We start from the raw sequence: 26,118 nt of genomic DNA, 5'->3' as shown, positions 1-26,118 counted from the left end.
CCTAACCGATGGATGCGACTACCAACTATATCGGAGCGATATAACCACGCATAGTTCTTCGTGATGCATCCCGCATTTTCGCAGGTGGGAGAGCTGGCGCGCAGAGCTGTCCACAGGCGCTGTGATCCCGATTGATCCCCGGATCGCGACCTCCAGCGAGGCCTGTGGGTGCCGGTGCGGCTCGGTTAACTGTGGCGGGCCGTGGTCAGTCGGCCGGGAAGATCTCCAGCGGCTTGCCGGCCGGGTCGACCACAAGCCGACCGGTCCGGCCGTTGTCATCGACGGAGATGTCGATCACCGGTCCGGCGTCGCCCGGGGCGCTGAGTTCGTAGCCGATGTCGAGATCGTCGACCGCGCCGTCGGGCAATCGCACCGATTCGGGCGCGCCGCGCAGGAGACCCGCCAGCGCGGTCAGGTCGATGGCTCCCAGATCGATCGGCCGGCCGTTGGCCCAGCTCACCGTCGCGGAACTCTGCGCCTCGAAACCTTCCGCATCGAATCGGTACAGGACGGGTCGATCGGCCTCGAGGCGCTGGGCCAAGGCGAATTCAGGAAAGACCATGACCGTGTCGGCGATGGCGTCGCCGAACTCGCGCCGGTAGCTGTCGATGAACAGTGCGAACCCGGAACCGGTGACCAGACTCGGCAGCTGCGCGGGCTCTACGTGCTCGGCCTGCTCCGAGCCGACCGCGACAACAGGTGCGTCGGCCCCCTCCGGCCGCAGGACTCCCGCCGTCGCGCCGATCACCGCGGCGACCGTCAGCACTGCGACCGGAATCCACCAGCGGCGATTCGGACGGTCGCGATGCAGGACCGCCGAGCCGGCGAGATCGCTCGGAATCTGTAAATCGCGGATGAGCCCGTTCAGCTCGCCGAAGTATGTGGCGCGCATCGCCGACCGGGTGCGCTCGGCGTGTTCGTCCTCGGTGAGCTGCCCGTCCTGCAAGGCCGCGTCGATGAGCGCGCACGCCTCGACTCGATCGCTGTCGCGGGCCCTGAGCTGGTCGTTTCTCGTCATCACCAGCACCTACCCCTCGAACGGCCACACACGAAGCACCTCGCCGGCAGGGCCGAGGATGAAATGGCCGGACTCGTTGAATTCGTTGCCGACATACACGGCCACGACCATGCGGCCTTCGTTCGGCGGGAAGCTGTGGACTTCTACCGATAGGTGCGAGACCTTGCCGTCGGGCACCGTCGCGATCGTCGCGGCGTTTGCCAGTGCGGCGCCGATCGCGGCGGTATCAAGGACTCCCAGGTCGACCGTCGGGGTGTCCACCTTGCGAGTGGTCGGATCGCTCGGCCGCTGGAAGCCGCCTCGGTAGTCGTACGACACCCGACGATTCGGCTGTCCGGGGACGGCGCGGTCGACGTCGCCGTGTTCGGGAAACAGCGAGATCTCGTCGGCAATGGTGTCGCCGAATTCGGCCCGGTAGTCGGCGATGAAGTGGGCCATTCCCTCGCCGGTGACCAGATCGGGGGTCTTGATCACCACCGGTTCGACGTCGTCGAGCTCGGCGCGTGGTGCGGGGAACTCGGCCTCTGGGGCGCCGGCCTCCGGCACGGCGGCCGCGGGCGATTCGGCGGGCGCTGGGCCGTCCGCGCGGCCGGTCAGCGCGAAGGCGCCGAACGCGACGAGCAGTGCCGCTGCGGTGAGCGCGGCGAGATACCCGCCCTGACCGGTGGTTTTCGCCCGCCGCGGCGGTGCGGGGGCGCGGCGCGGTCCTTGCAGGTCAGCGGTGAGTTCGGCCAGATCACCGAGGGTCTTCGCCTCGGCGAGCAGTTCGGTGTAGGCGCGGATTTCGTCGTCGGTGAGCTGGCCTTCACTGCGAGCCAGGTCGAGCAGTTCAGCGGCCGCGGCGCGATCGGCGGTGCGAGCCCTGGTCGACGAGGGATAGCCCGTCGCGGCGGGCGTGGCCCTCGGGGCGAACCGCAGCGGTCCGGGCATGTGTGCCGCTGAGGGCGTTTGCAGATCGTCCACCAGGGCGGATAGCTGGCCCACCGTCTTCGCGGCCCTGGCCTGGGCGGTGCGGTCGTGGTATTCGTCGGCGCCGAGCTGTCCCTCCGCATAGGCGGCGTCGAGCACGCTCGCGGTGTGGGCGCGGTCGAGATCCCGTGCACGCATCCGACCGGGGACTGACGTCGACACCAGCGCAGTCTAATCGGACAGACTCGCATTTCGCTTTCTCGGTCAAACCGGCCGCACCAGCCGGAAAGGGCATGCCGACCACCTGCCGGACGCGTCGACACGATGATCAAGCACGCCGGCCACGCGGCCGGCGAATCCCGCTGGTCCGGTGTCGCAGATACGCCACAGCGCACCGGACGGACGAGCGCCTACCGAACACGCCGCGCGCCAGCGCAACGAATTGGACACAGCTACTCTGGGGAGCGTGCGAATTCAGCGGCAAGTGGTCGACTATGCGCTCCGGCGCCGGTCGCTGCTGGCTGACGTCTATGCGGGCCGTGTCGATGTCGCCGAGGTGTGTGATGCAAATCCATATCTGCTGCGTGCGGCGAAATTCCACGGCCGGGGGAGCGAGGTCACATGCCCTATCTGCCGGAAAGAACAGCTCACGCTCGTATCCTGGGTCTACGGCGACGGCCTCGGCCCGATAGCGGGCTCGGCTCGCACACCGGAGGAGCTGGTCCGTCTCGCCGAGACTCGCGAGGAGTTCTCGGTTCATGTGGTCGAGGTGTGCCGGACCTGCAGCTGGAACCATCTGGTGCAGTCATATGTGCTCGGCAGCACACCGGCGCCGCCACGACGGCGCACCGGAACGCGAGCCAACCGGCGCACCGCTGCCGAATGAAGTACCTGGTCATCTGCCCGTCGGGTGACTTATGGGGCCGAGCCGGGTCCGTGATGACCTCGGCGGCACCGAGCCACCCAGACCGAAACGAGCTTTGGAGATCTTGTCAGTGAATTCGCCCTACGAGAACCCCGGCGATGACCCGAACGCCCGAACGCAGCGCAGTCCACAACCAGGCCAGAACCCCCGTCCGATGGGACCGCCCCCCGGTGGTCGTCCCGGCTCGGGTGGTCCCGGTGGCCCGCGTCCGCAGGTGAGCGGCCCCCGCCCCGGTGCGGGTGGACCGCGCCCGGGCGGACCCGTGCCCGGCCCGAACGGACCGCGCCCTGGCCCGGCCGGGCGGCCGGGTCCGCAGGGTCCCCGTGGCCCGCAGGGCGGACCTCCGCCGGGTAACCAGCGCGGCCCGCAGCCACCGCATCGTCCGGGTCCGCCGCAGGGTAGGCCTCCGCAGGGCGGCCCGCCGCAGGGTCGACCCCCGCAGGGCAGGCCGCCGCAGCCGAATCCGGCGCAGCCGAACTCCGCGCAGTCGACGCAGAAAATCGGCCGTCCGGGGGCCGAGGGCGACAAGGCTCAGTCGACGCAGAAGATCAGCCGTCCCGCCTCCCTCTCCGAGGCGGTGTCCCAGCGCGATCGCAAAGCGTCCACTACCGGTCCGCGTCCGGCTCAACGCCGGCCTGCCGGTGCCGGGGCAGCCAGCACCGGCGAACGCCGGGCGCAGTCGCGTTCCGGCCCACCCTCGGGTCCGCCCCCGCGTCGCGGTGGTGACGGCGGCGACGGTTCCGACGGTCCGGGCAGGCGCAGGCCCGGCGGCAAGAAGAAGTCGCCGTGGCGGATCGTGCGCCGCACCATCTATGTGTTGATCGCACTGGCGATCGTGGTGCCGAGCACCGTGTTTCTCATCGCCTACTCCACCGTCTCGGTACCGCAGCCGGGCGATCTCAAGACCAACCAGGTCGCGATGATCTACGCCGCCGACGGCACCACCGAGATCAGCAAGGTGGTCCCGCCAGAAGGCAACCGCACCGACGTCACCATCGACCAGGTGCCGCCGCATGTCCGCAACGCGGTCACCGCGGCCGAGGACCGTGACTTCTACACCAACCCCGGCTTCTCGGTGTCGGGCTTCGTGCGCGCGGCGCGTGACAACGTGCTCGGCAAGGAGAGCGCCGGTGGTGGTTCGACCATCACCCAGCAGTACGTGAAGAACGCCATGGTCGGTGACGAACGCTCGCTCAACCGCAAGCTCAAAGAGCTGGTGATCTCGGCGAAGATGGCGCGGCAGTGGAGCAAGGACGAGATCCTCGCCGCCTACCTCAACACCATCTACTTCGGCCGCGGTGCCTACGGCATCGACGCCGCCGCCAAGGCCTACTTCGACAAGCCGGTGCAGGAACTGAACGTGGCCGAGGGCGCGGTACTCGCCGCCACCATTCAGCTGCCGTCATCGCTCGATCCGGAGAAGAACCCCGAGGGCGCCAAGACCCGCTGGAACTATGTGCTCGACGGCATGGTGTCGGAGGGCAATCTGGCCGCCGCCGAACGCAAGTCGATGCAGTACCCGGCTGTTCGGCCGCTGGACACGCTCGGTGACAAGACCATGGATGACGGCCCCGAAGGCCTGATCAAGCAGCAGGTGCTGCGTGAGCTGTCGGCCGCGGGCATCAGCGAGCAGCAGCTCAACACCGCCGGCCTGCAGATCACCACCACCATCGATCCAAAGGCCCAGCAGGCCGCGCTCGATGCGGTGGCCGAGAACATGCAGGGTGAGCCGGAGAAGCTGCGCACCGCCGTGGTGTCGGTGGATCCGCGCAGCGGTGCGGTGCGCGCCTACTACGGCGGCAACGACGGCCAGGGCTACGACTTCGCCAACGCGGGATTGCAGACCGGTTCGTCGTTCAAGGTGTTCGGTCTGGCGCAGAACTTGGAGATGGGCCTTCCGCTGTCGCAGATGTACGACAGCTCACCGCTGACCGTGCACGGCATCAAGATCAGCAACGTCGAGGGCGAGTCCTGCGGCATGTGCACCATCGCCGAGGCACTCAAACGTTCGCTGAACACCAGCTTCTATCGCATGCAGCTGGATATGCAGAACGGCCCGCAGAAGATCGCCGATATGGCACACAAGCTCGGCATCCCGGACGAGATCCCCGGTGTCGGCAAGACCCTGACCGAGGCGGATGGAGCGGGTCCGAACAACGGCATCGTGCTCGGCCAGTACCAGGCACGGGTGCTCGATATGGCCTCGGCGTACGCCACGCTCGCGGCGTCGGGTACCTATCACGCACCGCATTTCGTGCAGCGCGTGGTCACCGCCGACGGTGAGGTGCTGCTCGACCGCGGTGAGGTCGCCGGCGAGGAGCGGGTCTCGGAAGCCGTCGCCGACAACGTCACCGCGGCCATGAAGCCGATCGCGGCCTACTCCCGCAACCACGGCCTGGCCGGTGGCCGGGAGTCGGCGTCCAAGACCGGTACCGCCCAGCTCGGCGACACCGGCGAGAACAAGGACGCCTGGATGGTCGGCTACACGCCGTCGCTGTCCACCGCGGTCTGGGTCGGCACCGAGCAGGGTGAGCCGCTGCGCAACTTCGGCGGCGCCATGATCTACGGCTCCAGCCTGCCGTCGGATATCTGGAAGGACACCATGGACGGTGCGCTCGAGGGCACGCCGAAGGAGACCTTCCCGAAGCCGGCCCCGATCAAGGGCCAAGCCGGTGTCCCGTCGTGGACCGCGCCGTACACCGCGCCGTCCACCACGCAGGCCCCCTCGTTCGAGCCGCCGGTGGTGATCACGCCTAGTCAGGTGGAGATCCTGCCCGGTGTCGTCATCCCGGTGCCCGGCGTGCAGCCGAATCCGCAGGCTCAGGTGCGGCCGCAACCGCAGCAACCGTCCGACTCCGGGCCACTGCCGGGTCAGCCGACCGCACCCGCCGACGGCTCACCGTCGAGAGACCAGGGCGAATTCGGCGACGACAGTTCCGACAGCGGCGACGAATCCGGTGGCGGCGGAGGCGGAGGCGCCGACGATTCCGGGGGTGCACGCGGAGCTCCGCCCGGCCGCTCCCGGTAGCCTCGGGTGCCGTGACCGATCAGCGACTGGTGGGCGAGCCGACCAATGGGAGCGCGCACACCGGTGGGACGGCCGACCGGTCCGGTGGCGTGCGGTACGACTCCCCTGCTCCGCTCGCCCCCGATCTCCGGTCGGCCGACGCCCGAGACCGGCCAAGCCGCAACGATTCCCTGACGGCACAGCTGTGCACGGTGGTCGGCGGTCCGGTCGGTGATCATGCGCTGATCGGCCGGGCGCGGTTCTGGACACCGGTGCGGGTGCTGTTCCTGTTCACGGTGCTGTTCCTCGCTCTCGGCTGGGGCACCAAGGCCGCCTGCATCCAGCAGACCGAGAGCGCGAACGGCGGGCTCACCCTCGACTGGAACGACGGCCGTCAGTACGTGGCCATGTGCTATTCGGACACCGTCCCGCTCTACGGTGCGGAGCGGTTGAACGAAGGCGCGTTCCCGTACAAGAAGTCCTGGATCGAGGAAACGCCCGACGGCGGTACCGAAACCCGGCACATGGAGTATCCGGTGCTGTCGGGCCTGTACCAGTACGTGTCGATGCAGATCGCCAAGAGCTGGGATGCCGGGCCACTACCGGGCGCACTGCAAGTGGTCATCTACTTCAATGTGATTGCCGTAGGCCTGGCGCTTGCCTGGCTGGTCACCGTATGGGCGACGGCGCTCTTGGCCGGGCGCCGGGTCTGGGATGCCGCGCTGGCGGCCTGCTCGCCGCTGGTGATCGTGCACGGGTTCACCAATTTCGATGCCTTGGCAACGGCTTTCGCGGCGACCGGCCTGCTGGCCTGGGCACGCAAACGCCCAGTGCTGGCGGGTGTGCTGCTGGGTCTTGGCGGTGCGGCGAAACTGTATCCACTGCTGCTTCTCGGCCCGATTCTGGTGCTGTGCCTGCGCGCCGACCCGATGCAGCGCACGCCGAGCGCACATATCAAGATCCGGTTGAACGAAATCGACGGACTACCGGCGGCGCGTGCATGGGTCCGCGAGATTCCCCATCGGGTACGCATTCTCGGCACACGCCCCCTCGGTGCGGCGGGGCTGACCGTCGGGGCCGCGGCGGGCACCTGGATGATCGTCAATCTCCCGATCGCCGCGCTGTATCCGACCGGGTGGCAGGAGTTCTTCCGGCTCAACACCAGCAGGCACGCCGATCCGGATTCGATCTACAACGTGATCACCTCGTTCACCGGTTGGCCTGGTTTCGACGGTGTGCTCGAACATGGTGAGCCACCGACGATCCTCAACCTGGTGTCGCTGACGCTGTTCGTCATCGCCTGCCTGGTGATCGCCTACATCGGCCTGACGGCGCCGCGCAGGCCACGCCTGGCACAGCTGTGCTTCCTGGTGATCGCCGCGTTCCTGCTCACCAACAAGGTGTGGAGCCCGCAGTATTCGCTGTGGCTGGTTCCGCTGGCCGTGCTCGCGCTACCGCATCGCCGAATCCTGCTGGCCTGGATGACGATCGATGCCCTTGTGTGGGTGCCACGCATGTTCTACTACCTCGGGATCGACCGAAAGGGCCTGCCGGAGCAGTGGTTCACCGGTGCGGTGGTGCTGCGCGATATCGCGGTGATCACGGTATGTGCGCTGATCGTGCGGCAGATCTACCGTCCCGACGAGGACCTGGTGCGCCACGATTTCGTCGACGATCCGGTCGGCGGGCAGCTCGACCACGCACCGGACCCGCTGCTGCCCTGGCTGCCGGAAAGGTTGCGGCCCAAGGAGGGGCCGGTCCGCACCGGCTGAGCCGGAGTACGCACCGGCTCGGCCGCGCGGCGTCAGTGGGCCCGCAGGATGCGTGCCTGTCGCTCCGGTTCCTGCGGCAGCAGATCGAGATCGAGCTCCCATGCGCTGCCGGTCCACGGATCGAACAGCGGGGTTCCCGCTACCGTCGGCAGATGACGGCACGCCTGCGACAGAGCCGCGACCATCGCGTCCTCGGCATCGGACTCATTGCCGCCGACGATCACCGTGGACAGCCCGATCAGATCACCGCGCGTGAGCAGCGAGCCGAGGCGCTGGACATCGGTGGCCTGATAGCCGTGCGGGAAATCCGCCGCCACCAGGACCCGGTGTTCAGCCGGCGGAGTACCCGCACCGCTGTTGTAGGCCATTTCGGCGAGTTCGGCGGCGTCGGCCAGAGTTTTCAGCCGGGCCGAGATCTCGGTGTGGTCGGTGATCGGCGGACCGCCGAGTACCGGAGCCAACAGATCGGTGAGGCCGGTGAAGGCGCCGGTCAGGTCGATGACATCGACGACGGTTCTGCGTTGCGGTGCGGCGGCCACGAGACGGGCCAGCAGCGCACCGACGACCGGCGCGACCGCCGACGAGGATTCGGTATCGATCCACAGCGGACGATTCAGCGGGACCGGCACACAGTACGGAATCCGCAGCGCGCCACGGTCGATGGCGTACAGCTCGCCGAGCCGGATCCCGTCCGACGTCACGGGCGCACGATCCCAGGCCGGTGATTCCCAGGAAGCCAGCGAGCGCGGCAACGCCTGGTCGGCCTCGGCGAGTTCACGCACCAACTGCTCGCTATCGCGGCCGTGGTTGGCTTCGGCGGTGGCGTTGAGCTCGTCGTGGCGACGCTGCGCGTTCACCCGTGCGGTTTCCGCGGCCGGGGTGTTCCTTGTTGCCGGGTCGGACACCGCTTCGGACAGTTCCTGATCGAGGCGTTTGGCGGCGTAATCCCGTGCCGAGATCAGCGCCGCGGCCGACCGCGCGGCGTCCTCGAAGATCATCCACAGCCGTTCCAGACCGTGGCCGACCTCGAGCGGGTTGCCGCCCGGTGTGGGCGGTGCCATGGCGTACGGATCCGCGTGCGGGGCAGCGGAAGCCGCGGCAGCGGGAACGAATCCTGCTGCGCCATGCGCCTGCAACAGTTCGGCGAGTCCGCCAGCATAACCCTGCCCGACCGCACGCACCTTCCACGCGCCCTGACGCCGGTACACCTCCAGACAGATCAGCGCGCGCTCACCAGCGGCAGGTGCGATGGCGAACTCGACTGTGGCCGTACCACTCTCGGATAGTTCGGCGACCACTTTGCCGAGTTCGACCGGCTGCCCGGCCGTGCTCGCCACCAGCAGCACCGCCTGCGCGTCTGCCCGGACCTCGGCGAGGGTAACGGTGATCCCGTCCTCGCCGAGCTGCACGCCCGTCGTCGCGGTCCTCGTACCGGTGACGACATCGTCGGCGGCCGAGACCCGCAGGTCATCGGCCACCACCAACGCCGAGATGTCCAGTGCGGCATCGGCATGCACACCGAACCGCACCACCTCCGCGGTCAGGGGTACGTTCTGCCCTGCCGTCAGTTGCCTCACGTCCACAACCCCCGTCGGTTCCCTCAGTTGGCCGAAATGAAACGGCCGAGCTGTGGCACCGCCTCGCCGGGATGCTTGGCGTGGAAGCCCTCTCCGAGCGCCTGCATCTTCCAGTCACCGCCGACGCGGTACACCTTCGCCATCGCCATCGCGGTGAACGGCATACCACCCGCGAGGGTGTAGCGGGCCAGCTCGGCATTGTTGCCGCCGTCGATCAGGCGGCAGAAGGCGTTCTGCACCTGTTCGAAGGTGTGCCCCTTGTAGGAGGTGACGATGAAGAACAGCGTGCTGATGTGCGCGGGGATCCGGGTCAGATCCACCAGGATCATCTCGTCGTCGCCCTCACCCTCACCGGTCAGGTTGTCACCCTGGTGACGGACCGAGCCGTCCTTGGAGCTCAGCTGCCCGTAGTAGGCGACGTCCGCGGGATTCATATCGGCGAACATGACCACCGACGCGTCCAGGTCGATATCGACGGTGCGGTTGCCGAACATGCCGCGGCTACGCACCGGATCCCAGCCAAGACCCATTTTGACGAAGGTGAGCGCGGTGCCGCCCTCCTTGCGCAGCGTGACCCGCTGCCCCTTCTGCAGACTGACCGGCCGGTCCTTGCTCAGGCTGACCTCGCCCTGCTGCTGCGGCGGCGGAGGTGGCACCGGCGCGCCGGGCGGCGGATAGCCGGCACCCGGTCCCGGCGGCGGCGGATACCCGCCACCCTGGGCCGGGTAGGGCGCGGTGGCCGGCGGGGGCGCGGGGTAGCCGCCCTGCGGTGGTGCGGCGTGCGGCGGCGGCTGCGTCGGGTACGCGGGCTGCGCCTGCGGCGGGACCGGAGCAGGCTGCGGCGGGACCGGAGCAGGCTGCGGCGCAGGAGCAGGAGGGGGCGAGTCGTCGACGGTCACGCCGTGGTCGGTGACCAGGGCCGCGAACCCACCGGCGTAACCCTGTCCGACCGCACGTACCTTCCACGCGCCCTGACGCCGGTAGAGCTCGAGCGCGATGACGATCGACTCGGTATCGAGGCCGTCGATGCGGTACTCGAACAGCTGGTTACCCGACGAATCCGATACGACGGCCGTCGGGGCCGGGAACCGCCCGAAGTTGCTGGTCGCGTCGTCGAGGGTGATGACGGCGCGGATCTGATCGATGTCGGCGGGCACCGCGTTCAACGACACCGCCAGCGAGGCGGGCTGACCGGCCGGGCCCGGCTGCAGATTCACCCCCGGCCCGCTCGGCTGGTTGAAGAACACGAAGTCTGCGTCGGAACGCACCTTGCCCTGTTCGGTGACCAGGAGCGCGGACAAATCGGCCTGCGCAGTCAACTGAATGGAAACCACCACGTCGTTGCCGGGCAGCGGACCGTTCTGGCCCTTGGCGAGTGTTGCGGACAAGTTCGACCCTTCGCTTGTCGGTGCGTACGGAAGCCACTCTACGAGAAAGCTCTGTCTAATTTGTGTCGCCTGCGGCGCCACGTGTTCGCGGGGCTCGTAAGACTCGCCCCTCCGTGGCGCACAGCACGACGGGAGTGGACAGCCACCGGCTCCAGACTCACGTCTACATCGGTCGCCGACGTCGATTAGGGTGGCGGCGACGCTTTCGGAGCATGGGGGGATTGCCCGTGTTCCCTCATCCACACGACAGGCAAACTCCCCATGGCGCAACTGTTCGAACAGTCGAAGAAGGTGATCGAAGCTCATCTCGCGGGCACCAGCCTGCGCGCGATCTCCGGGTCGATGATCGCCTACGAAGGAAACGTCCAGTTCAAGTCCGCCGGATTCGGCGGCGGTGACGGCGTGGTCGCCGGGCTCAAGCGACGGGCAACCGGCGAGAAGCTCTCGCTGATGGAATGTGGCGGCCACGGCCGGGTGTTCTTCGCGGTCAACGGCCAGCACGTCTCGGTCATCAACCTGAACAACGAGACGCTCCAAGTGGAATCGCAACAGCTACTGGCCTTCTGCGGCAACCTGCGCACCGACGTCCGCTTCGCCGGGCTGCGCGGGGCCTCCAGCGGTCAAGGCCTGTTCACCACAACGGTGAGCGGTCAAGGCCAGGTCGCGTTGCTGTCGGCGGGCGGGCCGCTCATCCATCTGGAAGTGACGCCGCAGTTCCCGCTGGTGGTCGACCCGGACGCGTTCGTCGCCGCGCGCGGCAATCTCAATCAGTCGTTCGTCACCGACGTCTCCTGGCGCACCGTCGTCGGACAGGATGCGGGCGAGGCATTCTCGCTGCGCTGGGATGGCCAGGGCGTCGTAGCGATCCAGCCCGCGGAACGGTAGGGACGATGTTCGAGAAGGTCAACGGCAAGGTCGTCAGGGTCAACGTCGGTATGGCGGGCGGTGTGGCCGCCCGCGCCGGGGCGATGCTGTTCTACACCGGCGACGTCTCCTTTGCGCCGCATCAGATTCCCGGCGGCCAGGGCATGGGCGGTGGCGGGATCATGCGGATCGCCGGCCGGATGATGCAGGGCGAGCACGAAAGCACCATGCTGGCCCAGGGCAACGGCGAGGTGCACTACGGATTCGCCGGGCTCGAAGTCCAGGTGGTGCAGATGCAGCCCGGCGCGACGCTGCGGGTGGAAGCCTCACGCCTGCTTGCCCATACGGCAGGACTACAGAGTTCGGTGGTGTCGGTGATGAGCTCCGGTGGCGGTAGTGGGGGCGGGGGCGGCGGTCTGATGGGCGCGCTGCGCGGTGCCGCCTCCGGCGCGATGACCGGGCAGGGCATGTTCACCACCCAGCTGTCCGGTCAGGGCAGTGCGGTACTACTCGCGCACGGCGGTTTCCTGGAGCTGCCGGTCGGTGGCCCGAATCCGATCGTGGTGGATCCGCAGGCGTTCGTCGCCGCCTACGGCAATGTGCAGACCGAGCTGAAATCCGCGCTGAGCTGGCGCGACGCCGTCGGTCGAGGTTCCGGCGAAGCCATGCAATTGCATTGCGTAGGACAGGGTGTCGTCTACGTCCAGGCCTCCGAAGAGAAATTGTGACTATGAGCCAGATCCTGAACCCGATGAATCTCGGTGAGAGCGACAACATCCCTGACAACAGCTACGCCTACTGCATCGACCTGAACAAGCCGTGGTTCATGCGCAAGGGCGCGATGATCGCCTACTACGGGCAGATCCAGTTCCAGCTGCTCACCCACGGACTCCAGGGCTCGCTGATGCACATGGTGTCGCAGCAGTTCTCCGCACCACTGTTCACCAGCGACTATGTCGTGGCCGAGGGCCAGGGCACTCTGATCATCGGTGACCGCGGCTACGACATCAATTCCTACGATCTCGACGACGGCAACCTCACCATCCGGGCCGCCAACCTGCTCGCCTTCGAGCCGGGGCTGGCCTTGAACCAGTCCATCGTGCCCGGCTTCCTCACCCTCATCGGCACCGGCAAATTCCTCGCCTCCTCCAACGGCCCGGTCATGTTCGCCGAACCGCCGCTGCGAGTCGACCCGGAATCTCTTGTCGGCTGGGCCGATTGCCCCTCCCCCAGCCACCACTACGACCAACGCTGGGTCTCGAGCTTCCTCGCCGCGGGCGCCGCCCGGTTCGGCGTCAACTCCGGCGAGGAACGCCAGTTCGACTTCACCGGCGCTGGAACCGTGCTGATTCAGTCGAGCGAGAAGGTGATGAGCGATTCGGCATTGGTCCGCACGATCGAGGGCCAGTTGCAGAGCGGGATGACCGTGCCTGGGCTGCAACGGATCCAAGGTGTGGTCGCTCAGCAGCTGGCGGGGCAGCAGCAGTACTGAGCTGGCGCAGGGTTTCACGAGGTCTGGCGGGCGAACAGATCTCGGTCGTCGTATCCGGCGGCGAAGGCGGACGCGAATGCCTCCTGGCCGAGGACACGGCGGACGGCCGTGGTGATTCGGTCGTCGCCCAACCAAAGCTGAGGTCGGGCATCCGGGGATCGTCGATCGACTTACATGAGTTGGCCCTCACGAGAATGTTTCCCCGTCGAGGGTCTCCCGCAGGATGTCGGCGTGCCCCGCGTGCTGGGCGATTTCGGCGATGAGGTGGGCCAGGACTCCGCGTACGCTGCGTGCGGCTCCCGGCTCGTGCCAGGGCGCTTCCGGCAGTGGGTGTTTCGCCGACAGGTCGGGGATGGCGGTGATGATTTCTTCGGTGCGGGCTGCGATGCGCTCGTAGCGGGCGAGGATCTCGGTCAGGTTGTCGGCGGGCTGCATCTGGAATTCGGCGGCGTGGTCGGTCATCCACTGCGGGAACTCGCGTGCCGTGCCGCCCGCGATATCGGCCCAGGTGACGCCTTCGGGCAGGTCATAGCGCATAGCCGAGGGGCCGTCGACCACGAAACGTATCCACGCCTCTTCCATCGAAGCGACGTGCTTGATCAGGCCGCCGAGGCACAGTTCGCTGGCCGTCGGGTGCAGGCCGGCCTGTTCGTCGGTGAGGCCGCGCACGGTCTGGATCAGGGCAGAACGCGCGGCGGCGAGCGCGTCCAACAGGTCCGATCGTTCGGCGTCGAGCGTGGTGGGCGAGGTCGGGGTAGCGGTCATGGCTATCGGCCCTTCCGGTCGGTGTGCTTTCGGTACGTGACCAACAATCGCACCAGTAGCGGACAGGATGTGTCCGCTACTGCGGGCAAACTGGAAAACATGCCGAAGACCTCCGCGCGACTGCTCGCCCTGCTGTCACTACTTCAGGTGCGCCGGGACTGGCCGGGCGCCGTGCTGGCCGAGCGGCTGGAGGTCAGTGCGCGCACCGTGCGCCGCGATGTCGATCGGTTGCGTGAGCTGGGCTATCCCATCGCGACCACCAAAGGGCCGGATGGCGGATACCGGTTGGAGGCGGGCACAGATCTTCCGCCACTGCTGTTCGATGACGAGCAGGCGATAGCACTCACCATCGGGCTCGGGTTGGCCACCACCTCGGGCGTCGGCATCGAGGACGCCGCGGCACAGGCACTGAACACGCTCCGCCAGGTCATGCCGGCACGGCTACGCCACCGGATCGACACCCTGCGCATCGCCGCCGTCGACGCGCGGCCGAACCACGCGGAGAGTCAGGTCGACACCGAGGTGCTGACGGCGCTCGGCGTCGCAGTTCATGCCCGTGAGGTCCTGCGTTTCGACTACGCGTCCGCCACCGCGACAGCTGTCGCACCCCTGCCGCGCACAGTCGAGCCCCATCACCTCGTCACCCGAGCCGGCCGCTGGTACCTCGTCGCCTGGGACCTGGACCGGACCGACTGGCGCACCTTCCGCGTCGATCGAATCACCCCGCGCATCCCGACCGGCCCTCGCTTCACACCACGTGAACTGCCCGGAGGGTCGGTATCAGCCTTCCTGGCCACCCGATTTCGCGGCTCCGCCTCGGGCGAATGGCCCTGCCGAGGAGAGGTGATCCTCGACCTGCCCGCCACCCGGGTTCTGCGTCACAACTACCAGGACTGGATCGTCGAAGAACTCGGCCCGAACCGCTGCAAACTCACCCTCGGATCCTGGTCGTGGGTGGGACTGGCGGCCGTCATCGGCAATTTCGACGCCGATATCGAGGTTGTCGGACCGGCCGAACTGGCCGAGGCGTTCGCACGTCTGGCCCGCCGTTATGCCGCCGCGGGGTCGGGCGCCGGGACCGTCGGATACCTCCCGGCGGTGCCGACAGCTTCGCTGACGTCGGCACCACCGGTCATCTAGGCCGCGGTCTCGCCACGACTCCCGGTGGCTTCCGCCCAACGCGGGTAGTCGGAGTACCCCTCGGCCGTGCGGCCGTAGAGATGGGATTCGCGGATCGGGGCGAGCGGCAGGTCGCGGGCGATGCGGTCGACGAGGTCGGGGTTGGCGATGAAAGCGCGGCCGAAAGAGACCAAGTCGACACCGGTTTCGGTCAGGGCACGTTCAGCCGCCGACGCGGCGGTCGGCTCACGGTTCTCGCCGACGTTGGCGATCATGGTGCCGTGCCAGAGCGGTCGAAGGTCGGTCAGGGCCGGGTAGTCGTCGTTGTCGATGAGGTGCAGGTAGGCCAGGCCGCGGCGGTCGAGTTCGGTGACAAGGGGGCGGTATTGCGGCGCGGGGTCGGCCTCGACCATCCCATTGTGCGGGTTGCCGGGTGAGAGCCTGATCGCGGTCCGGTGGGCGCCAACGGCCGCGCTGACGGCATCGGTCACCTCGAGGGCGAAGCGCATGCGATTGGCGATGGACCCACCGTATTCGTCGTTACGGAAGTTGGTGTTGTCGGCCAGGAATTGGTGCACGAGGTAGCCGTTGGCGGCATGGATTTCGACACCGTCGAAGCCCGCGTCGATCGCGTTTGCGGCCGCGGCCCCGTAGTGCTCGACGGCGGCAGCGATATCGGCGAGCGTCATCACCGCGGGGACGACAGGCTCGGCCTTGGAGCCATCGAGCAGATGCACGTGGTCATCCTCGGCCACGGCCGACGGCCCGGCCGGTAGCGTTCCAGCGATGCGGCCCAGCGGATGGCCCAGACGTCCACCGTGCATGAGCTGAGCGAAGATCCGTCCGCCCGCCTGGTGCACCGCGTCGGTGACCCGCTGCCAGGCTGCCACCTGCGCATCGGTTTGCAGACCGGGTACCCATGCCTCGCTCTGACCGCTGGAATGCGGCCAGATGCCCTCGGTGACAATGAGTCCCGCGCTCGCGCGCTGGGCGTAGTAGTCGACGACATCCGGTGTCGGCGAACCGTCCGGCATCGAGCGAAGGCGGGTCATCGGCGACATCACCACCCGGTTCGGCAGGTCGAGGTTCTGGTCGCGGTAATCGGTGAGAAGCAACATGAGCGTACCGTAGGACCTGACATCAATGTGAGGTGCAAGCCCGAACCCGGAGGTGCCGTGATGCGCATCGGTGAACTGGCAGAACGGACCGGAGTCAGCGTCCGGTCACTGCGCTACTACGAGACCCAGGGTCTACTCACCTCGACCCGCACCGGCGGCGGCCAACGCGACTACCGCGACACCGCCGTAGACCGGGTCATCCGCATCCAGGAGTTGTTCGCCGCCGGACTGCACAGCCGCACCATGGCCGCACTACTCCCCTGCATCCACGACGCCGACGGCAGTCCCAACGCCACCGCCACCCCGTTCCTCGCGGAGACCCTCACTGCGGAACGCGACCGCATCGATGCCGCGATCAGGGACCTGCACCGCACCAGAGACGTGCTCGACGGGGTTATTCGCGCGGCGGACGGGCAGATCTGATCAGCCCGTCCGCCGCATCGGCCCGCCGGTTGACTTCCCTCACGCCGCCGCCGGCGCAGCCTCGATGAACCAATCCAGGATCTCCTCCCCCGCCATGATCCCCGACGCCTCGGTGACGGTGAGGTTCGGATGGGTCCAGTTGAGGAGTTCCAGTTCGCCGTGGCGGGGGCGGATGGCCGAATCGGCGGAGCGCAGCATCTCCGCATCCAATGCGCCGTCGCCCGCGGCGAGAGTGAGTGCGGTATCGGCGAGTTCGCCGGATTCGATGAGGCGGCGGCGGACCTCGCCGACGGCTCGGCTCTTACACACTGCCAGCGGCATGGTGTAGATCTTGCGGCCCTGCTGGGAGGCGGACCAGCCGCGAGGGCGGCACCAGGCGTCCCATTCGGCGAGGAAGCCGTCGGGAACGGCCTTCTGTTTGACGACCAGGTAGCAGAAGAGGTGGTCGGCGATCCGGAATTTCGGGGCCCAGCTCTCGTCGATGCGGGAACGCAGTTCCGCGCTGATCGCCGAAAGGGTGGTGCCACCGGCCCGGACCTCGGCGTCGATATCGATGCGCCAGCGCATATCGGGGATGCCGTCGACGAGGATGTTCCCGCCATTGCTGGTGATGGCGTATCGCCAGGGGGCGCCGGGCAATTGGATGCGCCCGAACTGCTTGATGGTCCGGGTGGTGGTGGGGACCACCGCCGCGGGCTGGGTGAGAGTGCGCATCCGGGAAGCCGCGGTGGTCGTCATATACGACAGCGGCGCGCCCTCCAGGTGCTCGACGCAGACGGTGGCGAGGTCATCGTCGGCGCTGAACGCGTTGCGGGAATAGATCATGGTCCGGTCCAGGTCGGTGGCGACCAGTACCTGTCTTCGAGGCGGTATCACTGCTGCACATCCTTGATCAGTCCCATACACGAATAGGCCAGGTCCTCGACGACCTCGACCGGTACACCGCGGGCCGCGGCGAGCAAACGGATGTGGGCGTGCTCGGGAGCGTCGGGCGCGCGCACCAGCACACGCCACGGCATCCGGCGCAACAACACCCGGGTGGTCTCGCCGACACCGGGCTTCACGAAATTCACACTCGACACCCCGTATTCGGTCCGCACCTGCTCCACCGAGGACCAACCGGCCCAGGTCGGGGTGCGGTCGCCCGCGCGGATAGCAGCCACGGCGTCGGGCACCCGGTCGCGGACGGCATCGAAAGCGCTGGTCACCGTGTCGATGAGGCGTCCGGAGACGTCATCGGCGGCCAGTTCACGGTAGAACTTGGCGCCGTGGAAATCGCCGGGACCGATCAACTCGTCATTGAGGACGGTGCGCGAGATGAGCCCGGACACCGTCGAATTCAGGCAGGCCGAGGCGATGAGGAAATCGTCGCGGGTGCCGTAGGTGCGCACGCAATGGCCCGGGTCGGCGAGTACGGCCAAGTCGTCGTTGAACTGTGGGCCCCCCGCCGCGTGATAGGCCACCAATGCTTCGGACAGCTCGCGCGTGATCGCGCCCTTACCCGTCCAGCCGTCCACGAAGACCACCGACGCCGGATCATGGTGGCGCGCGAGGTAATCCAACGCGGCAGCGTCGATGCCGCGATCGCGGACGATGGACACCGCGTAGTGCGGAATATCGAGGCTCTGCGCGCCCGGACCCCGCCCTTCGAGCAACCACCGCCGCATCAGAATCCCGACCGGCGTACCCGCGCGGGCCAGCGACACCAGCACGATATCCGTCCCGCGCTCCGCGACGACCAGTTCCGCTACTGCCCCGACCGCGAGCGCGAGCCGCTCCGCGCTGTCGGCCAGGACCTGATCGAACAGCTCCCGATACTGTGCGTCCGGTTGATATTCGATCGGCAGCGACTCCGCGTAATGCGCTACGCCCGCCTGGATCCGCCGTTCACGCTCGGCGACATCGGCCTCGAGATCGACGTCCGAGAGGTCCTTCAGCAGCCAGGCGACGTCCTCGCGGGCGTACGAGCCGAAGCCGGGCCCGTACAACGGCCGGGCATCCGCCGGACCATCGGCGACCGCATCCGCCCGCCCCGCGTGCAACAGACGTGGGTCAGCACCGGGCAGCACTGCGACCAACACATCCGCCCCGGACGCGGTGAGCACATCGACGAGACCACTCGCGGCGATCAGCTCATCGGTATCGGCAGGCGCGTCGATCACAGCCACCAACACTGGTTCCCCGCGCACCGCGTCGACGTCGGCGACATCGCCGGTCCACGCATCGAGTTCGGCGATGAAATCCTCCGCCCAATGCGCGTTGTACAGGTAGCGCGGCTGCTCCTGGCCGGTTTCCGGTGCAGTGAACCGGAATCCGCGGCGCAGCGGGTAGCCCGGCTCGTCCAGCACATACGCCGGGGAACGGGTCGTGGTCTGGTACCTGGTCGGAACGCCCGAATCGGCCAGCGCGACAGCCAGCCGCAGGGGCAGATACATCAGTTCCTCATGTCCGAGCACGATCACCGGACGATCCGCGAACTCGGCCGCCAAGCGCGCACGCAGCGACTCGGCCGCCGCCTCGACCGCCCCTTCGAACGCCGCGGTATCGGAGTTGAGAATCCCGTGCCGCCCGCCCTCGGGAACATTCGCGGGCCACGGCAATTCGCAACGCCGGAACGAACCGCGCTGCGGTGCTACCGGATTGAGCTGCGGATCGGGCAGACTCGCGACGGCATCGATAAGACCTTCGGGCAGCATCGTCCGCCCGGACGCCAGACACACCGTGTCGATCCGGGCGCCGAGCTCCTGTGCCGCCGCCTCGAACCTGGCGCGATCGGATTCGGTGCGCATATCCACCAGGGAAGCCAGCACATAGTGCGATCTCGGTGCGAACGCGTGCAGTGCGCGGACGGCGTCCATAGCGGTGTCACCGGTGGAGATCTCGTCATCCACCAGCACCAGCGGCAGATCGTTGACGAAGATGTCGGCGGGTGCGGGCTGCAGCAGATGCGAGGTGGCGTGCGAATGGCCCTCCTCGAATCCGGTGAGGGTGTCCGCGAGCGGCACCTCACGCCGCGTCGAATGCAGATAGCAAGTGGCGCCGATGCGGGCGGCCACACAATGACCGAGTCCGGTCGCGGTCTCGGCGAACCCGAGCACCACCGCCTCGCGATCCCCCAGCGTGCCGCGCACCAGATCGCCCAACCGGTTTCCCGCGTCGAGCACGACCCGTGGATCGGTCGGCAGATGCTTGCCGAGCACGGTGGAGACCAGCAGATGAGCACGGCGCGGATTACGCCGCAGACCGGGCTGGATCAGCGATTCGATCGACAGCTCCGCGGGCAGGACACCGAGCTCGGCCCCGTGCCGATAGGACGAGTTGTGGTGCAGCTCGATCCCGAGATGCCGTGTGGCCCACGCCGCATCCAAGTGGTCACCGGCACGGCCGCCCGCTGCGTCCGAGAACTGCTCGCTCATACCGTGACCAACGCCGACAACAGATCCACGAACGACACTCCCTTGTTGGCCACTCCGAACACTCTCGCGCGCAGCAACGTCTGCCGCGCCCAACTGCGATGCGGACGCATCTCGTTCATCTTGTTCCGGTATTCCGACGCCGCGACCCCACCCACGTCGGCCTGCAGGATGTCGAGGGCATCGGCGTACTCCTCATGAGTCACCACCGACAACGCGTGTACGGCCGCCACATGCGAGGGATGGATCACCGTCTTGCCCTGGATGCCGTTGGCGCGGTCGAGGGTGATCTCCCGCAGCAGGCCGTCGAGGTCCCGGCTCACCAGGTATCGCCGGAACGGCACCGCATCGGACTCCTCGAACGGCGCCGTGCGCAACAGCGGCCGGAACATCCGTTCGTGGTCGGCGAAGTATTCCCAGACCGGGCCGGTGATCACGAAACCGGTGCCGTCGGCACGACCGAGATAGTTGACGATATCGGCGATCACGTCGGCGACGACCCGGACGTCGTAGATGGTCAGATCGCGGTCGCGCCGGATGCCGAAGGTCGAGCACATATCGGTCGCGCCGACCCGCACGGCCAGCACCTGATCACGGTGTTCGGCCAGCAGCGCCGCGATCTCGGTGAGCTCCGCATCGCGCGTCTGCCGATGCACCAGCGCCGGCGATTCCAGCACCGGCATGCCGTACAGCGGCCGGTCGAGCAGCGCCCGCGCGTGCTCCAGCGCGGCAAGGTATTTCGAACCGGACGCGGAATCGAATTTCGGGAAGACGAAACCGGTCAGCACCTCGGCACCCGGCCCGAGCTGCTCGGCGAGCTCGACGATGGTGTCGGCGTCACGCACCCGTACGAACAGCATCGGGTTGGGTTCGAGGCCCGCCGCGAGCTCATCGAGGGTGCGCACCGCCTGCGCCTTGGCCGATTCCACCTCATGGTCGGCGACGGCGTCTTCGAGGTCGATGACCATCGAGCACACGCCGCGGGCGGCGCGTTTGGCGATCGTGGCGGTCAGATCGGCCCTGGTCGCGGGCGCGTACAGGGTGGCACCGAGGGCGATGGCCAGGAGTTCACGGTCGGTCTGACCGCCGATGGGCTCGGGCTGGCGATAGAACAGCGTTCTCGCATCGGGCCCCTCCAACTGCCGAAAATGGCGCAGCAATACCCGCTTCCGCAGGGAAACTTCCTGCTTGACGGCGATGCCTGCGGTCATCGTCTCCCCACCCCTCACTCTCGTCGTGGTTCTTGCTGTTTTCTCATGCGATCCACTACGCCCGCTATGAAATCGGCGACGGCGTCGAGTTCCGTCACATATGCCCAATAGTCGGGATGACGCCCGGTCAGCGCGCTGCTCACCCGGTCGATCCGTTCCGCCTGCGCGTCGAGTACCGATCCCCACTCGGCGACGAGCCCGCGGCCCACCGCGAGCATCTGCGCGTCCCGCAGCCGGAATCGTACGGCCTTGGCTTTGTCGTGCGGATTCTCGCGGACCTCACGCAGCAGCGTGAGCCGTTTGGTGACGGCGTCGACCTGCTGTTCGGCCTCGGCGAGGTTGCCGCGCGCGATAGTGGTCAGTTCAAGGGCTAACTCCGGGTCGTTCTCGGCCGCCGCCGCGCGGGCCCTGCTCAGGGCGTCATCCGCGGCGGCTATGGCCCGCTGGCTTTCCCGCTCATTGTCGGCCAGATCCGCCGAACTCGCAGCATTGAACTCACGCAGCAGCGTCGAGTAGGCCGCGGCCAACCCGTCGGCCCTTGTGCGCACCGCCGCCAGCCGAGTACGCACCGAGGTGACCGCATTCTTCGCCGTGCCGTCCCGAGATGGCGCCTGCGCCAAAGCATCTGCCAGTTCCTTGGTCGCCGCCTCCAGCCGATTCGCCGATCCCCGCACCGCCCCGACCGCGGCGCCGTCACGGGCCGCGCGCAGTGTGACCAGTGCCTCATCCACTGCGGTGGTGGCGCGGCGAACCGAAGGATAGTGCGCGTAAGGGGACTCGGCAGCCTGCCCGCGCACCGATGCGGCCGCCGCGGTCACCTGATCGGCCAGCCGCGGAACCATCGCCACCACCGCGACAGCCTCCTCCAGCTGCGCCTGATTGCCGCGGTAGTACTCGTCGACCCCGCGCGCCGCCTCGGTCAGCCTGCGCACCACATCGCCGGTGCGGGCCTGCCCCTGCGGCAGCGAGGTGCCGGTGGCTTCGGCCTGATCCAGCTGCTCTGTCAAGGTCAGATAGGCATCGGCGGCGGTATAGCAGCGGGCCCGGACCGGCTCCCAGCGTCGGGTCAGCCCGCGTTCGGGGAAGATCTGCTCGGCGGCGACGGTCGCCGATTCGGCGACGCTCTGGCGGCGGTCCATATCGAGGAATGCCGACGCGAGTGACTGCCGAGCCTGCTCGATCCACTCGGTATTCCCGGATGACCGGAACCATCCACGCCTGCGGCCTGCCACGACCCGATCGTATGAGATCTCTCGGGTTACCGGTCTTGGCACTGGTTTCTGCGCAAGATCGCCGAAACCTACTACTGTCGTATCTCGTACCCGGCGATTCGGACATGCTGGGGATCACAGACGACTATCGAAAGGGAATCCCGCATGGGTGTCAGTTTGTCCAAGGGCGGCAACGTCTCGCTGACCAAGGCGGCGCCTAACCTGACCGCTGTTGCGGTCGGCCTCGGCTGGGATGTTCGTACCACCACCGGAACGGACTTCGACCTCGACGCCAGCGCGATCGCGACCGGATCCGACAAGAAGGTGGTCTCCGACCAGCACTTCGTCTTCTTCAACAACCTGAAGTCGCCGGAAGGCTCCATCGAGCACGTCGGTGACAACACCACCGGTGAAGGCGAAGGCGACGACGAGGTCATCAACGTCGATCTGGCCGGCACCCCGCCGACCATCGAGTCCATTTTCTTCCCGGTCTCGATCTACGACGCCGACACCCGTCAGCAGTCGTTCGGCCAGGTCCGCAACGCCTACATCCGCGTTGTCGACCGGTCCAGCAACGAAGAGCTGGCCCGCTACGACCTGTCCGAGGATGCCTCGACCGAGACCGCCATGGTGTTCGGCGAGCTGTACCGCAACGGCGCCGAGTGGAAGTTCCGCGCCATCGGCCAGGGCTACGCCTCGGGCCTCGCCGGTATCGCCCGCGACTACGGCGTCAACGTCTGATCGAGGTCACCCTCGGTAGCGAAGGGGGCCCGGCAACGGCCCCCCTTCCACATGCGCTGACACCCGTGGGAAACTGATTCCACCCGGGGGGCTCATTCGAACATCCACACGGTCGCCTCATTCGTTGAGGTCCGACTGGACAAGTCGTAGTCCGGCGACCAGGCACAGCGACCACGGTCACCCTCGGCGTCGGCCCGAAATGTCGGGTTCACCGTCGACCGGTACGGTCGTGTCGAGCGCCGTCCACACCTGTCGGCGATCGCACGCAGCAGCTTCAGACGTACACAACGCCCGGATGACGACCGACTCCGGCGCCGCACACGAAAGGTCCCCGCGTGGTCCTGCGCATATTCGGCCTATCCTTCCTGGTCACCGTCGTGTCACTGGTCGTGGCGATTCTTTACGGTGGCCCTACCGCCCTGGTGCTCTGCGCGATCCTCGGCATCATGGAGGTGTCGCTGTCATTCGACAACGCCGTCATCAACGCCACCATCCTGCAGCGGATGAGTGAGTTCTGGCAGCGGATGTTCCTGACCATCGGCATCCTGATCGCGGTGTTCGGCATGCGGCTGGTCTTCCCGCTGGCGATCGTGTGGATCACCGCCGGACTGAACCCGGTCGAGGCCTTCGACCTGGCGCTCAACCCGCCCCCCGACGGCGCCGCCACCTTCCCGGACGGCAGCCCCAGCTACGAGACCCTGCTGACCGACGCGCACCCGCAGATCGCGGCGTTCGGCGGTATGTTCCTCGCCCTGCTGTTCCTGAACTTCATCTTCGAGGACCGCGAGATCACCTGGCTGTCGTGGCTGGAGAAGCCGCTGGCCAAGGCCGGCAAGCTCGACATGCTGTCGGTGGTCGTCGCGGGCCTCGGCCTGATCCTGTGCGCGGAGTTCCTCGCCGAGGAAGAGGTCCGTTCCACGGTGCTGCTCGCCGGTCTGCTCGGCATGATCACCTACATCGCCGTCGACGGTCTCGGCTCGATGTTCCACGCCGAGGACCACGCGGGCCCGTCGGACGCCGTCAAGGCCACCGGTAAAGCGGGCTTCTTCCTGTTCCTCTATCTGGAGGTGCTCGACGCGTCGTTCTCCTTCGACGGCGTCATCGGCGCGTTCGCCATCACCGCCGACCCGATCATCATCGCGCTCGGCCTCGGCCTGATCGGCGCCATGTTCGTCCGGTCGATCACGGTGTACCTGGTCCGCAAGGGCACGCTGGCCGAGTACGTGTACCTCGAGCACGGTGCGCACTGGGCGATCGGCGCGCTGGCCGCGATCCTGCTGGTTTCGATCGGCGTGCACGTCAACGAGCTCATCACCGGTGGAATCGGCGTCGCGTTCATCGGCGCGGCGTTCATCGCCAGTGTTATGCGCAACCGGCGCGAGGGCGAGCCGGAAGCGGCCGTCGAAAAAGAGCCGACACCGGTAGGCTGACCGGCGGACGCACACCGAATACTCGAACGGCAGCGGCCTTGTTGGGCCGCTGCCGTTCTCATCTCCTGAGGGGGGATCGCGGCAATGGCGATCGGCGATCAGCGGGCCGGCGGGGGGAAAGTGACCCTGTCCAAGGCCACGCCGAGTATCAATCTGACCCGGCCGGGCGAGCTGCAGGGTGTCATGCGGGTCGAGCTGACGTGGGTTGCCCGCGCCAAGAGCCTGTTCCGCAGATCCACTCCGGTCGAGCTCGAACTCGGCTGCCTCTACGAACTCGCGGACGGGCGCACCGGCGCCCTGCGCGCCGGTACGGACACGGGAGCGCTCGAATTCGAGCCGCATATCCTGCTCGACCGCGATGGTGCCCGCCCCGGCAGCGCCGGCCTGAATATGGATCTCGCCCGGCCCGAGGCATTCCGGCGGGTGCTGATCTTCGCCCTCGGTGCGCAGGCGCCGAACTGGGCTGCCGCCAAGGGGGTTCTTTCGCTGACCCCGACGATCGGCCCGAGTGTCGAAGTGTCGCTGGATGAGCCGGTGGCCGACACCCGTTCCTGCGCGATCGCGCTGCTACAGAACGCGGGCGCCGGGGTCACCGTCTACCGGGAAGCCCAGTACCTCTCGGGCGCGATGGACGAGATCGTCGCGGCCTATCGCTGGGGTATGGACTTGGATTCCGCGCGCGCCTGAGCGTCGATTCCGAGGCGCCGCCTACGCTGCCGACCACGCTCACAGCATGCGCCGCGGATACAGCCTGGCCTTCGGACTGCGCACCGCGACCCGCGACCACAAGGCATTCTGCAAAGCCAATGTCCCCCAACCAGCCAATGCCATCCCGGACAAGTTCAACGCCAACTGCAATGTGCTGCCCCACACCTCGTTCCAGGCGCCGAACACCGCACCGAGGGCGATATTGCCCGCGGCGGGCACCGTCGTCACCGAGATGAAGACGCCGACCAAACCGCCCGATTTCGCCGAGGTCAGCGAGAGCACACCGGCCGCGGCGGCGATCACGGCAACAATGAACGACCACTTGTCCGGTGTGTAGATGAAGGCCGTCTCGGGCCCGGCCTCGATATCGGCCGCTGTGATCCAGCCGAGACCGCGCGCGATCAGTACCAGCAGGAACGTCAGCACGATCGCGGTCAGGAAGCCGAGCACCAGGGTGCGAATCGCCAACCCGAACAGCACGAACCGCCGCCGCACCAGCGCGACACCGAGCGCGGCGATCGCACCGAACTCGGGCCCGAGCACCATTGCGCCGATCACCAGGATCTGTGAATCCACCACGATGGCGATGGCGGCCAGTGTGGTCGCCAGCGTCATGAAACTGAGGTAGGTCCAGTTGAGCTCGGTCTCCTCATAGGAGCGCTGCGCGACATCCGCCCAGACCACGGCGTCGGCGCTGCTACCAGGCGTGCGGACCTCGGCTTCGAATCCGGCCAGCGACAACCAGGTTCGCACCGGCTCCAGTTCGATACTGCCGCACTTGTGTACGCCCGTCGCCCGCAGCGCGTCGACCAGTTCGTTGGCCGCCTCACGCGCCACATGAGCAAGCACGAGATCACCGTCGGGGCGAATGGCCGCGCCCCGCATCACCGCCAGCCCGCTGACCGCGTCTTCGGCCTCGAGAATCGCGACCAGCTGATCGGTCTTATCGGCAGGCGTCATTATCCGCACATGCAGCATGTGCTCAGTCTGGCCTACCGCGGCACTCGGCTCCGCGAAACCAGGATCG

At 67.6% G+C, this 26,118-nt stretch carries 22 protein-coding genes; 11 read left to right on the top strand and 11 right to left on the bottom strand.

The features are described 5' to 3' along the window. Positions 1-205: 205 nt before the first annotated feature. Together GV792_RS05735 and GV792_RS05730 are read right to left on the bottom strand one after the other, a co-directional pair. Positions 206-1,018, bottom strand: coding sequence for a DUF1707 SHOCT-like domain-containing protein (locus GV792_RS05735; protein WP_163822560.1), 813 nt, complete (start codon positions 1,016-1,018; stop codon positions 206-208). Positions 1,019-1,027: 9 nt separating this feature from the next. Then, a complete protein-coding gene (locus tag GV792_RS05730) occupies positions 1,028-2,149 on the bottom strand; it encodes a DUF1707 SHOCT-like domain-containing protein (RefSeq protein WP_163822559.1) in 1,122 nt (373 codons plus the stop codon). A 244-nt stretch (positions 2,150-2,393) separates the two neighbouring features. On the opposite strand from GV792_RS05730, the gene GV792_RS05725 reads away from it, so the two are divergent. From GV792_RS05725 to GV792_RS05715, 3 genes are all read left to right on the top strand, one after another. After that, positions 2,394-2,813 (top strand): DUF5318 domain-containing protein, encoded by a 420-nt coding sequence (locus GV792_RS05725; RefSeq protein ID WP_163822558.1) that lies wholly within the window; start codon positions 2,394-2,396, stop codon positions 2,811-2,813. Between the two features lie 616 nt (positions 2,814-3,429). Further along, positions 3,430-5,880 carry a transglycosylase domain-containing protein gene (locus tag GV792_RS05720; RefSeq protein WP_163822557.1) on the top strand — a complete coding sequence of 817 codons (2,451 nt, stop codon included), beginning with the start codon at positions 3,430-3,432 and terminating at the stop codon, positions 5,878-5,880. 11 nt (positions 5,881-5,891) lie between these two features. Beyond that, on the top strand, positions 5,892-7,631 hold the full coding sequence (locus GV792_RS05715; RefSeq protein ID WP_309139077.1) for a glycosyltransferase family 87 protein: 1,740 nt from the start codon (positions 5,892-5,894) through the stop codon (positions 7,629-7,631). A gap of 32 nt (positions 7,632-7,663) precedes the next feature. On the opposite strand, the gene GV792_RS05710 is transcribed toward GV792_RS05715, so the two are convergent. Together GV792_RS05710 and GV792_RS05705 are read right to left on the bottom strand one after the other, a co-directional pair. After that, entirely contained in the window at positions 7,664-9,208 is a 1,545-nt protein-coding gene (locus GV792_RS05710; RefSeq protein ID WP_163822556.1) for a TerD family protein, read from the bottom strand. 23 nt (positions 9,209-9,231) lie between these two features. Beyond that, the gene (locus tag GV792_RS05705; RefSeq protein WP_163822555.1) at positions 9,232-10,596 is read right to left on the bottom strand and encodes a TerD family protein; all 1,365 of its coding nucleotides are present in this window, start codon (positions 10,594-10,596) and stop codon (positions 9,232-9,234) included. A 261-nt stretch (positions 10,597-10,857) separates the two neighbouring features. On the opposite strand from GV792_RS05705, the gene GV792_RS05700 reads away from it, so the two are divergent. From GV792_RS05700 to GV792_RS05690, 3 genes are read left to right on the top strand one after another with little or no spacing between them, the layout of a single operon-like run. Beyond that, complete coding sequence (locus tag GV792_RS05700; RefSeq protein ID WP_163822554.1) at positions 10,858-11,481, top strand: AIM24 family protein; 624 nt, start codon at positions 10,858-10,860, stop codon at positions 11,479-11,481. A 5-nt stretch (positions 11,482-11,486) separates the two neighbouring features. After that, positions 11,487-12,188, top strand: coding sequence for an AIM24 family protein (locus GV792_RS05695; RefSeq protein ID WP_163822553.1), 702 nt, complete (start codon positions 11,487-11,489; stop codon positions 12,186-12,188). 2 nt (positions 12,189-12,190) lie between these two features. Beyond that, on the top strand, positions 12,191-12,952 hold the full coding sequence (locus tag GV792_RS05690; RefSeq protein ID WP_163822552.1) for an AIM24 family protein: 762 nt from the start codon (positions 12,191-12,193) through the stop codon (positions 12,950-12,952). Between the two features lie 186 nt (positions 12,953-13,138). Here GV792_RS05690 and GV792_RS05685 read toward each other — a convergent pair whose 3' ends face one another. After that, positions 13,139-13,717 (bottom strand): DinB family protein, encoded by a 579-nt coding sequence (locus tag GV792_RS05685; RefSeq protein WP_163822551.1) that lies wholly within the window; start codon positions 13,715-13,717, stop codon positions 13,139-13,141. A 99-nt stretch (positions 13,718-13,816) separates the two neighbouring features. Between GV792_RS05685 and GV792_RS05680 the strand changes: the two genes are divergently transcribed. Further along, entirely contained in the window at positions 13,817-14,857 is a 1,041-nt protein-coding gene (locus GV792_RS05680) for a helix-turn-helix transcriptional regulator (RefSeq protein WP_163822713.1), read from the top strand. Here GV792_RS05680 and GV792_RS05675 read toward each other — a convergent pair. Further along, positions 14,854-15,954: an alkene reductase gene (locus tag GV792_RS05675; protein WP_163822550.1), complete on the bottom strand. Its 1,101-nt coding sequence runs from the start codon at positions 15,952-15,954 to the stop codon at positions 14,854-14,856. The two genes, GV792_RS05680 and GV792_RS05675, sit on opposite strands and share 4 nt — an antisense overlap. 60 nt (positions 15,955-16,014) lie before the next feature. On the opposite strand from GV792_RS05675, the gene GV792_RS05670 reads away from it, so the two are divergent. After that, positions 16,015-16,377: a MerR family transcriptional regulator gene (locus tag GV792_RS05670; protein ID WP_163822549.1), complete on the top strand. Its 363-nt coding sequence runs from the start codon at positions 16,015-16,017 to the stop codon at positions 16,375-16,377. A gap of 39 nt (positions 16,378-16,416) precedes the next feature. Here GV792_RS05670 and GV792_RS05665 read toward each other — a convergent pair whose 3' ends face one another. The 4 genes from GV792_RS05665 to GV792_RS05650 are packed head-to-tail and all read right to left on the bottom strand — an operon-like array spanning position 16,417 to position 22,233. After that, the gene (locus GV792_RS05665; RefSeq protein WP_163822712.1) at positions 16,417-17,202 is read right to left on the bottom strand and encodes an HAD family hydrolase; all 786 of its coding nucleotides are present in this window, start codon (positions 17,200-17,202) and stop codon (positions 16,417-16,419) included. Positions 17,203-17,249: 47 nt separating this feature from the next. After that, a complete protein-coding gene (locus GV792_RS05660; protein ID WP_163822548.1) occupies positions 17,250-19,793 on the bottom strand; it encodes a phosphoribosyltransferase in 2,544 nt (847 codons plus the stop codon). Continuing rightward, positions 19,790-21,001, bottom strand: coding sequence for an HpcH/HpaI aldolase/citrate lyase family protein (locus GV792_RS05655; protein ID WP_175582921.1), 1,212 nt, complete (start codon positions 20,999-21,001; stop codon positions 19,790-19,792). The genes GV792_RS05660 and GV792_RS05655 overlap by 4 nt, the downstream gene beginning before the upstream one ends. Before the next feature lie 14 nt (positions 21,002-21,015). After that, positions 21,016-22,233 carry a hypothetical protein gene (locus GV792_RS05650; RefSeq protein WP_309138451.1) on the bottom strand — a complete coding sequence of 406 codons (1,218 nt, stop codon included), beginning with the start codon at positions 22,231-22,233 and terminating at the stop codon, positions 21,016-21,018. Positions 22,234-22,377: 144 nt separating this feature from the next. Between GV792_RS05650 and GV792_RS05645 the strand changes: the two genes are divergently transcribed. The 3 genes from GV792_RS05645 to GV792_RS05635 all read left to right on the top strand — a co-directional run bounded on the left by GV792_RS05645 (position 22,378) and on the right by GV792_RS05635 (position 25,070). Beyond that, the gene (locus GV792_RS05645; RefSeq protein WP_163822547.1) at positions 22,378-22,953 is read left to right on the top strand and encodes a TerD family protein; all 576 of its coding nucleotides are present in this window, start codon (positions 22,378-22,380) and stop codon (positions 22,951-22,953) included. A 335-nt stretch (positions 22,954-23,288) separates the two neighbouring features. Next, entirely contained in the window at positions 23,289-24,383 is a 1,095-nt protein-coding gene (locus tag GV792_RS05640; RefSeq protein ID WP_163822546.1) for a DUF475 domain-containing protein, read from the top strand. Positions 24,384-24,467: 84 nt separating this feature from the next. After that, positions 24,468-25,070, top strand: a complete 603-nt coding sequence (locus GV792_RS05635) for a Tellurium resistance (RefSeq protein ID WP_163822545.1) — start codon at positions 24,468-24,470, stop codon at positions 25,068-25,070. 39 nt (positions 25,071-25,109) lie between these two features. Here GV792_RS05635 and GV792_RS05630 read toward each other — a convergent pair whose 3' ends face one another. Further along, on the bottom strand, positions 25,110-26,069 hold the full coding sequence (locus tag GV792_RS05630; RefSeq protein WP_175582922.1) for a DUF389 domain-containing protein: 960 nt from the start codon (positions 26,067-26,069) through the stop codon (positions 25,110-25,112). Positions 26,070-26,118 lie beyond the last annotated feature (49 nt).

The sequence above is a fragment of the Nocardia cyriacigeorgica genome (assembly GCF_010868145.1).
Lineage (GTDB): Bacteria > Actinomycetota > Actinomycetes > Mycobacteriales > Mycobacteriaceae > Nocardia > Nocardia cyriacigeorgica_D.
This window is presented reverse-complemented; position numbering and strand designations above follow the sequence as displayed.

Excerpts from the sequence above, each read along its gene's own strand:
- GV792_RS05665 (WP_163822712.1), bottom strand. The coding sequence starts at position 17,202 with ATGATCTATTCCCGCAACGCGTTCAGCGCCGACGATGACCTCGCCACC.
- GV792_RS05630 (WP_175582922.1), bottom strand. The coding sequence starts at position 26,069 with ATGCTGCATGTGCGGATAATGACGCCTGCCGATAAGACCGATCAGCTG.
- GV792_RS05655 (WP_175582921.1), bottom strand. The coding sequence starts at position 21,001 with ATGACCGCAGGCATCGCCGTCAAGCAGGAAGTTTCCCTGCGGAAGCGG.
- GV792_RS05700 (WP_163822554.1), top strand. The coding sequence starts at position 10,858 with ATGGCGCAACTGTTCGAACAGTCGAAGAAGGTGATCGAAGCTCATCTC.
- GV792_RS05735 (WP_163822560.1), bottom strand. The coding sequence starts at position 1,018 with ATGACGAGAAACGACCAGCTCAGGGCCCGCGACAGCGATCGAGTCGAG.
- GV792_RS05635 (WP_163822545.1), top strand. The coding sequence starts at position 24,468 with ATGGCGATCGGCGATCAGCGGGCCGGCGGGGGGAAAGTGACCCTGTCC.
- GV792_RS05645 (WP_163822547.1), top strand. The coding sequence starts at position 22,378 with ATGGGTGTCAGTTTGTCCAAGGGCGGCAACGTCTCGCTGACCAAGGCG.
- GV792_RS05685 (WP_163822551.1), bottom strand. The coding sequence starts at position 13,717 with ATGACCGCTACCCCGACCTCGCCCACCACGCTCGACGCCGAACGATCG.
- GV792_RS05675 (WP_163822550.1), bottom strand. The coding sequence starts at position 15,954 with ATGTTGCTTCTCACCGATTACCGCGACCAGAACCTCGACCTGCCGAAC.
- GV792_RS05690 (WP_163822552.1), top strand. The coding sequence starts at position 12,191 with ATGAGCCAGATCCTGAACCCGATGAATCTCGGTGAGAGCGACAACATC.
- GV792_RS05695 (WP_163822553.1), top strand. The coding sequence starts at position 11,487 with ATGTTCGAGAAGGTCAACGGCAAGGTCGTCAGGGTCAACGTCGGTATG.
- GV792_RS05670 (WP_163822549.1), top strand. The coding sequence starts at position 16,015 with ATGCGCATCGGTGAACTGGCAGAACGGACCGGAGTCAGCGTCCGGTCA.
- GV792_RS05680 (WP_163822713.1), top strand. The coding sequence starts at position 13,817 with ATGCCGAAGACCTCCGCGCGACTGCTCGCCCTGCTGTCACTACTTCAG.
- GV792_RS05660 (WP_163822548.1), bottom strand. The coding sequence starts at position 19,793 with ATGAGCGAGCAGTTCTCGGACGCAGCGGGCGGCCGTGCCGGTGACCAC.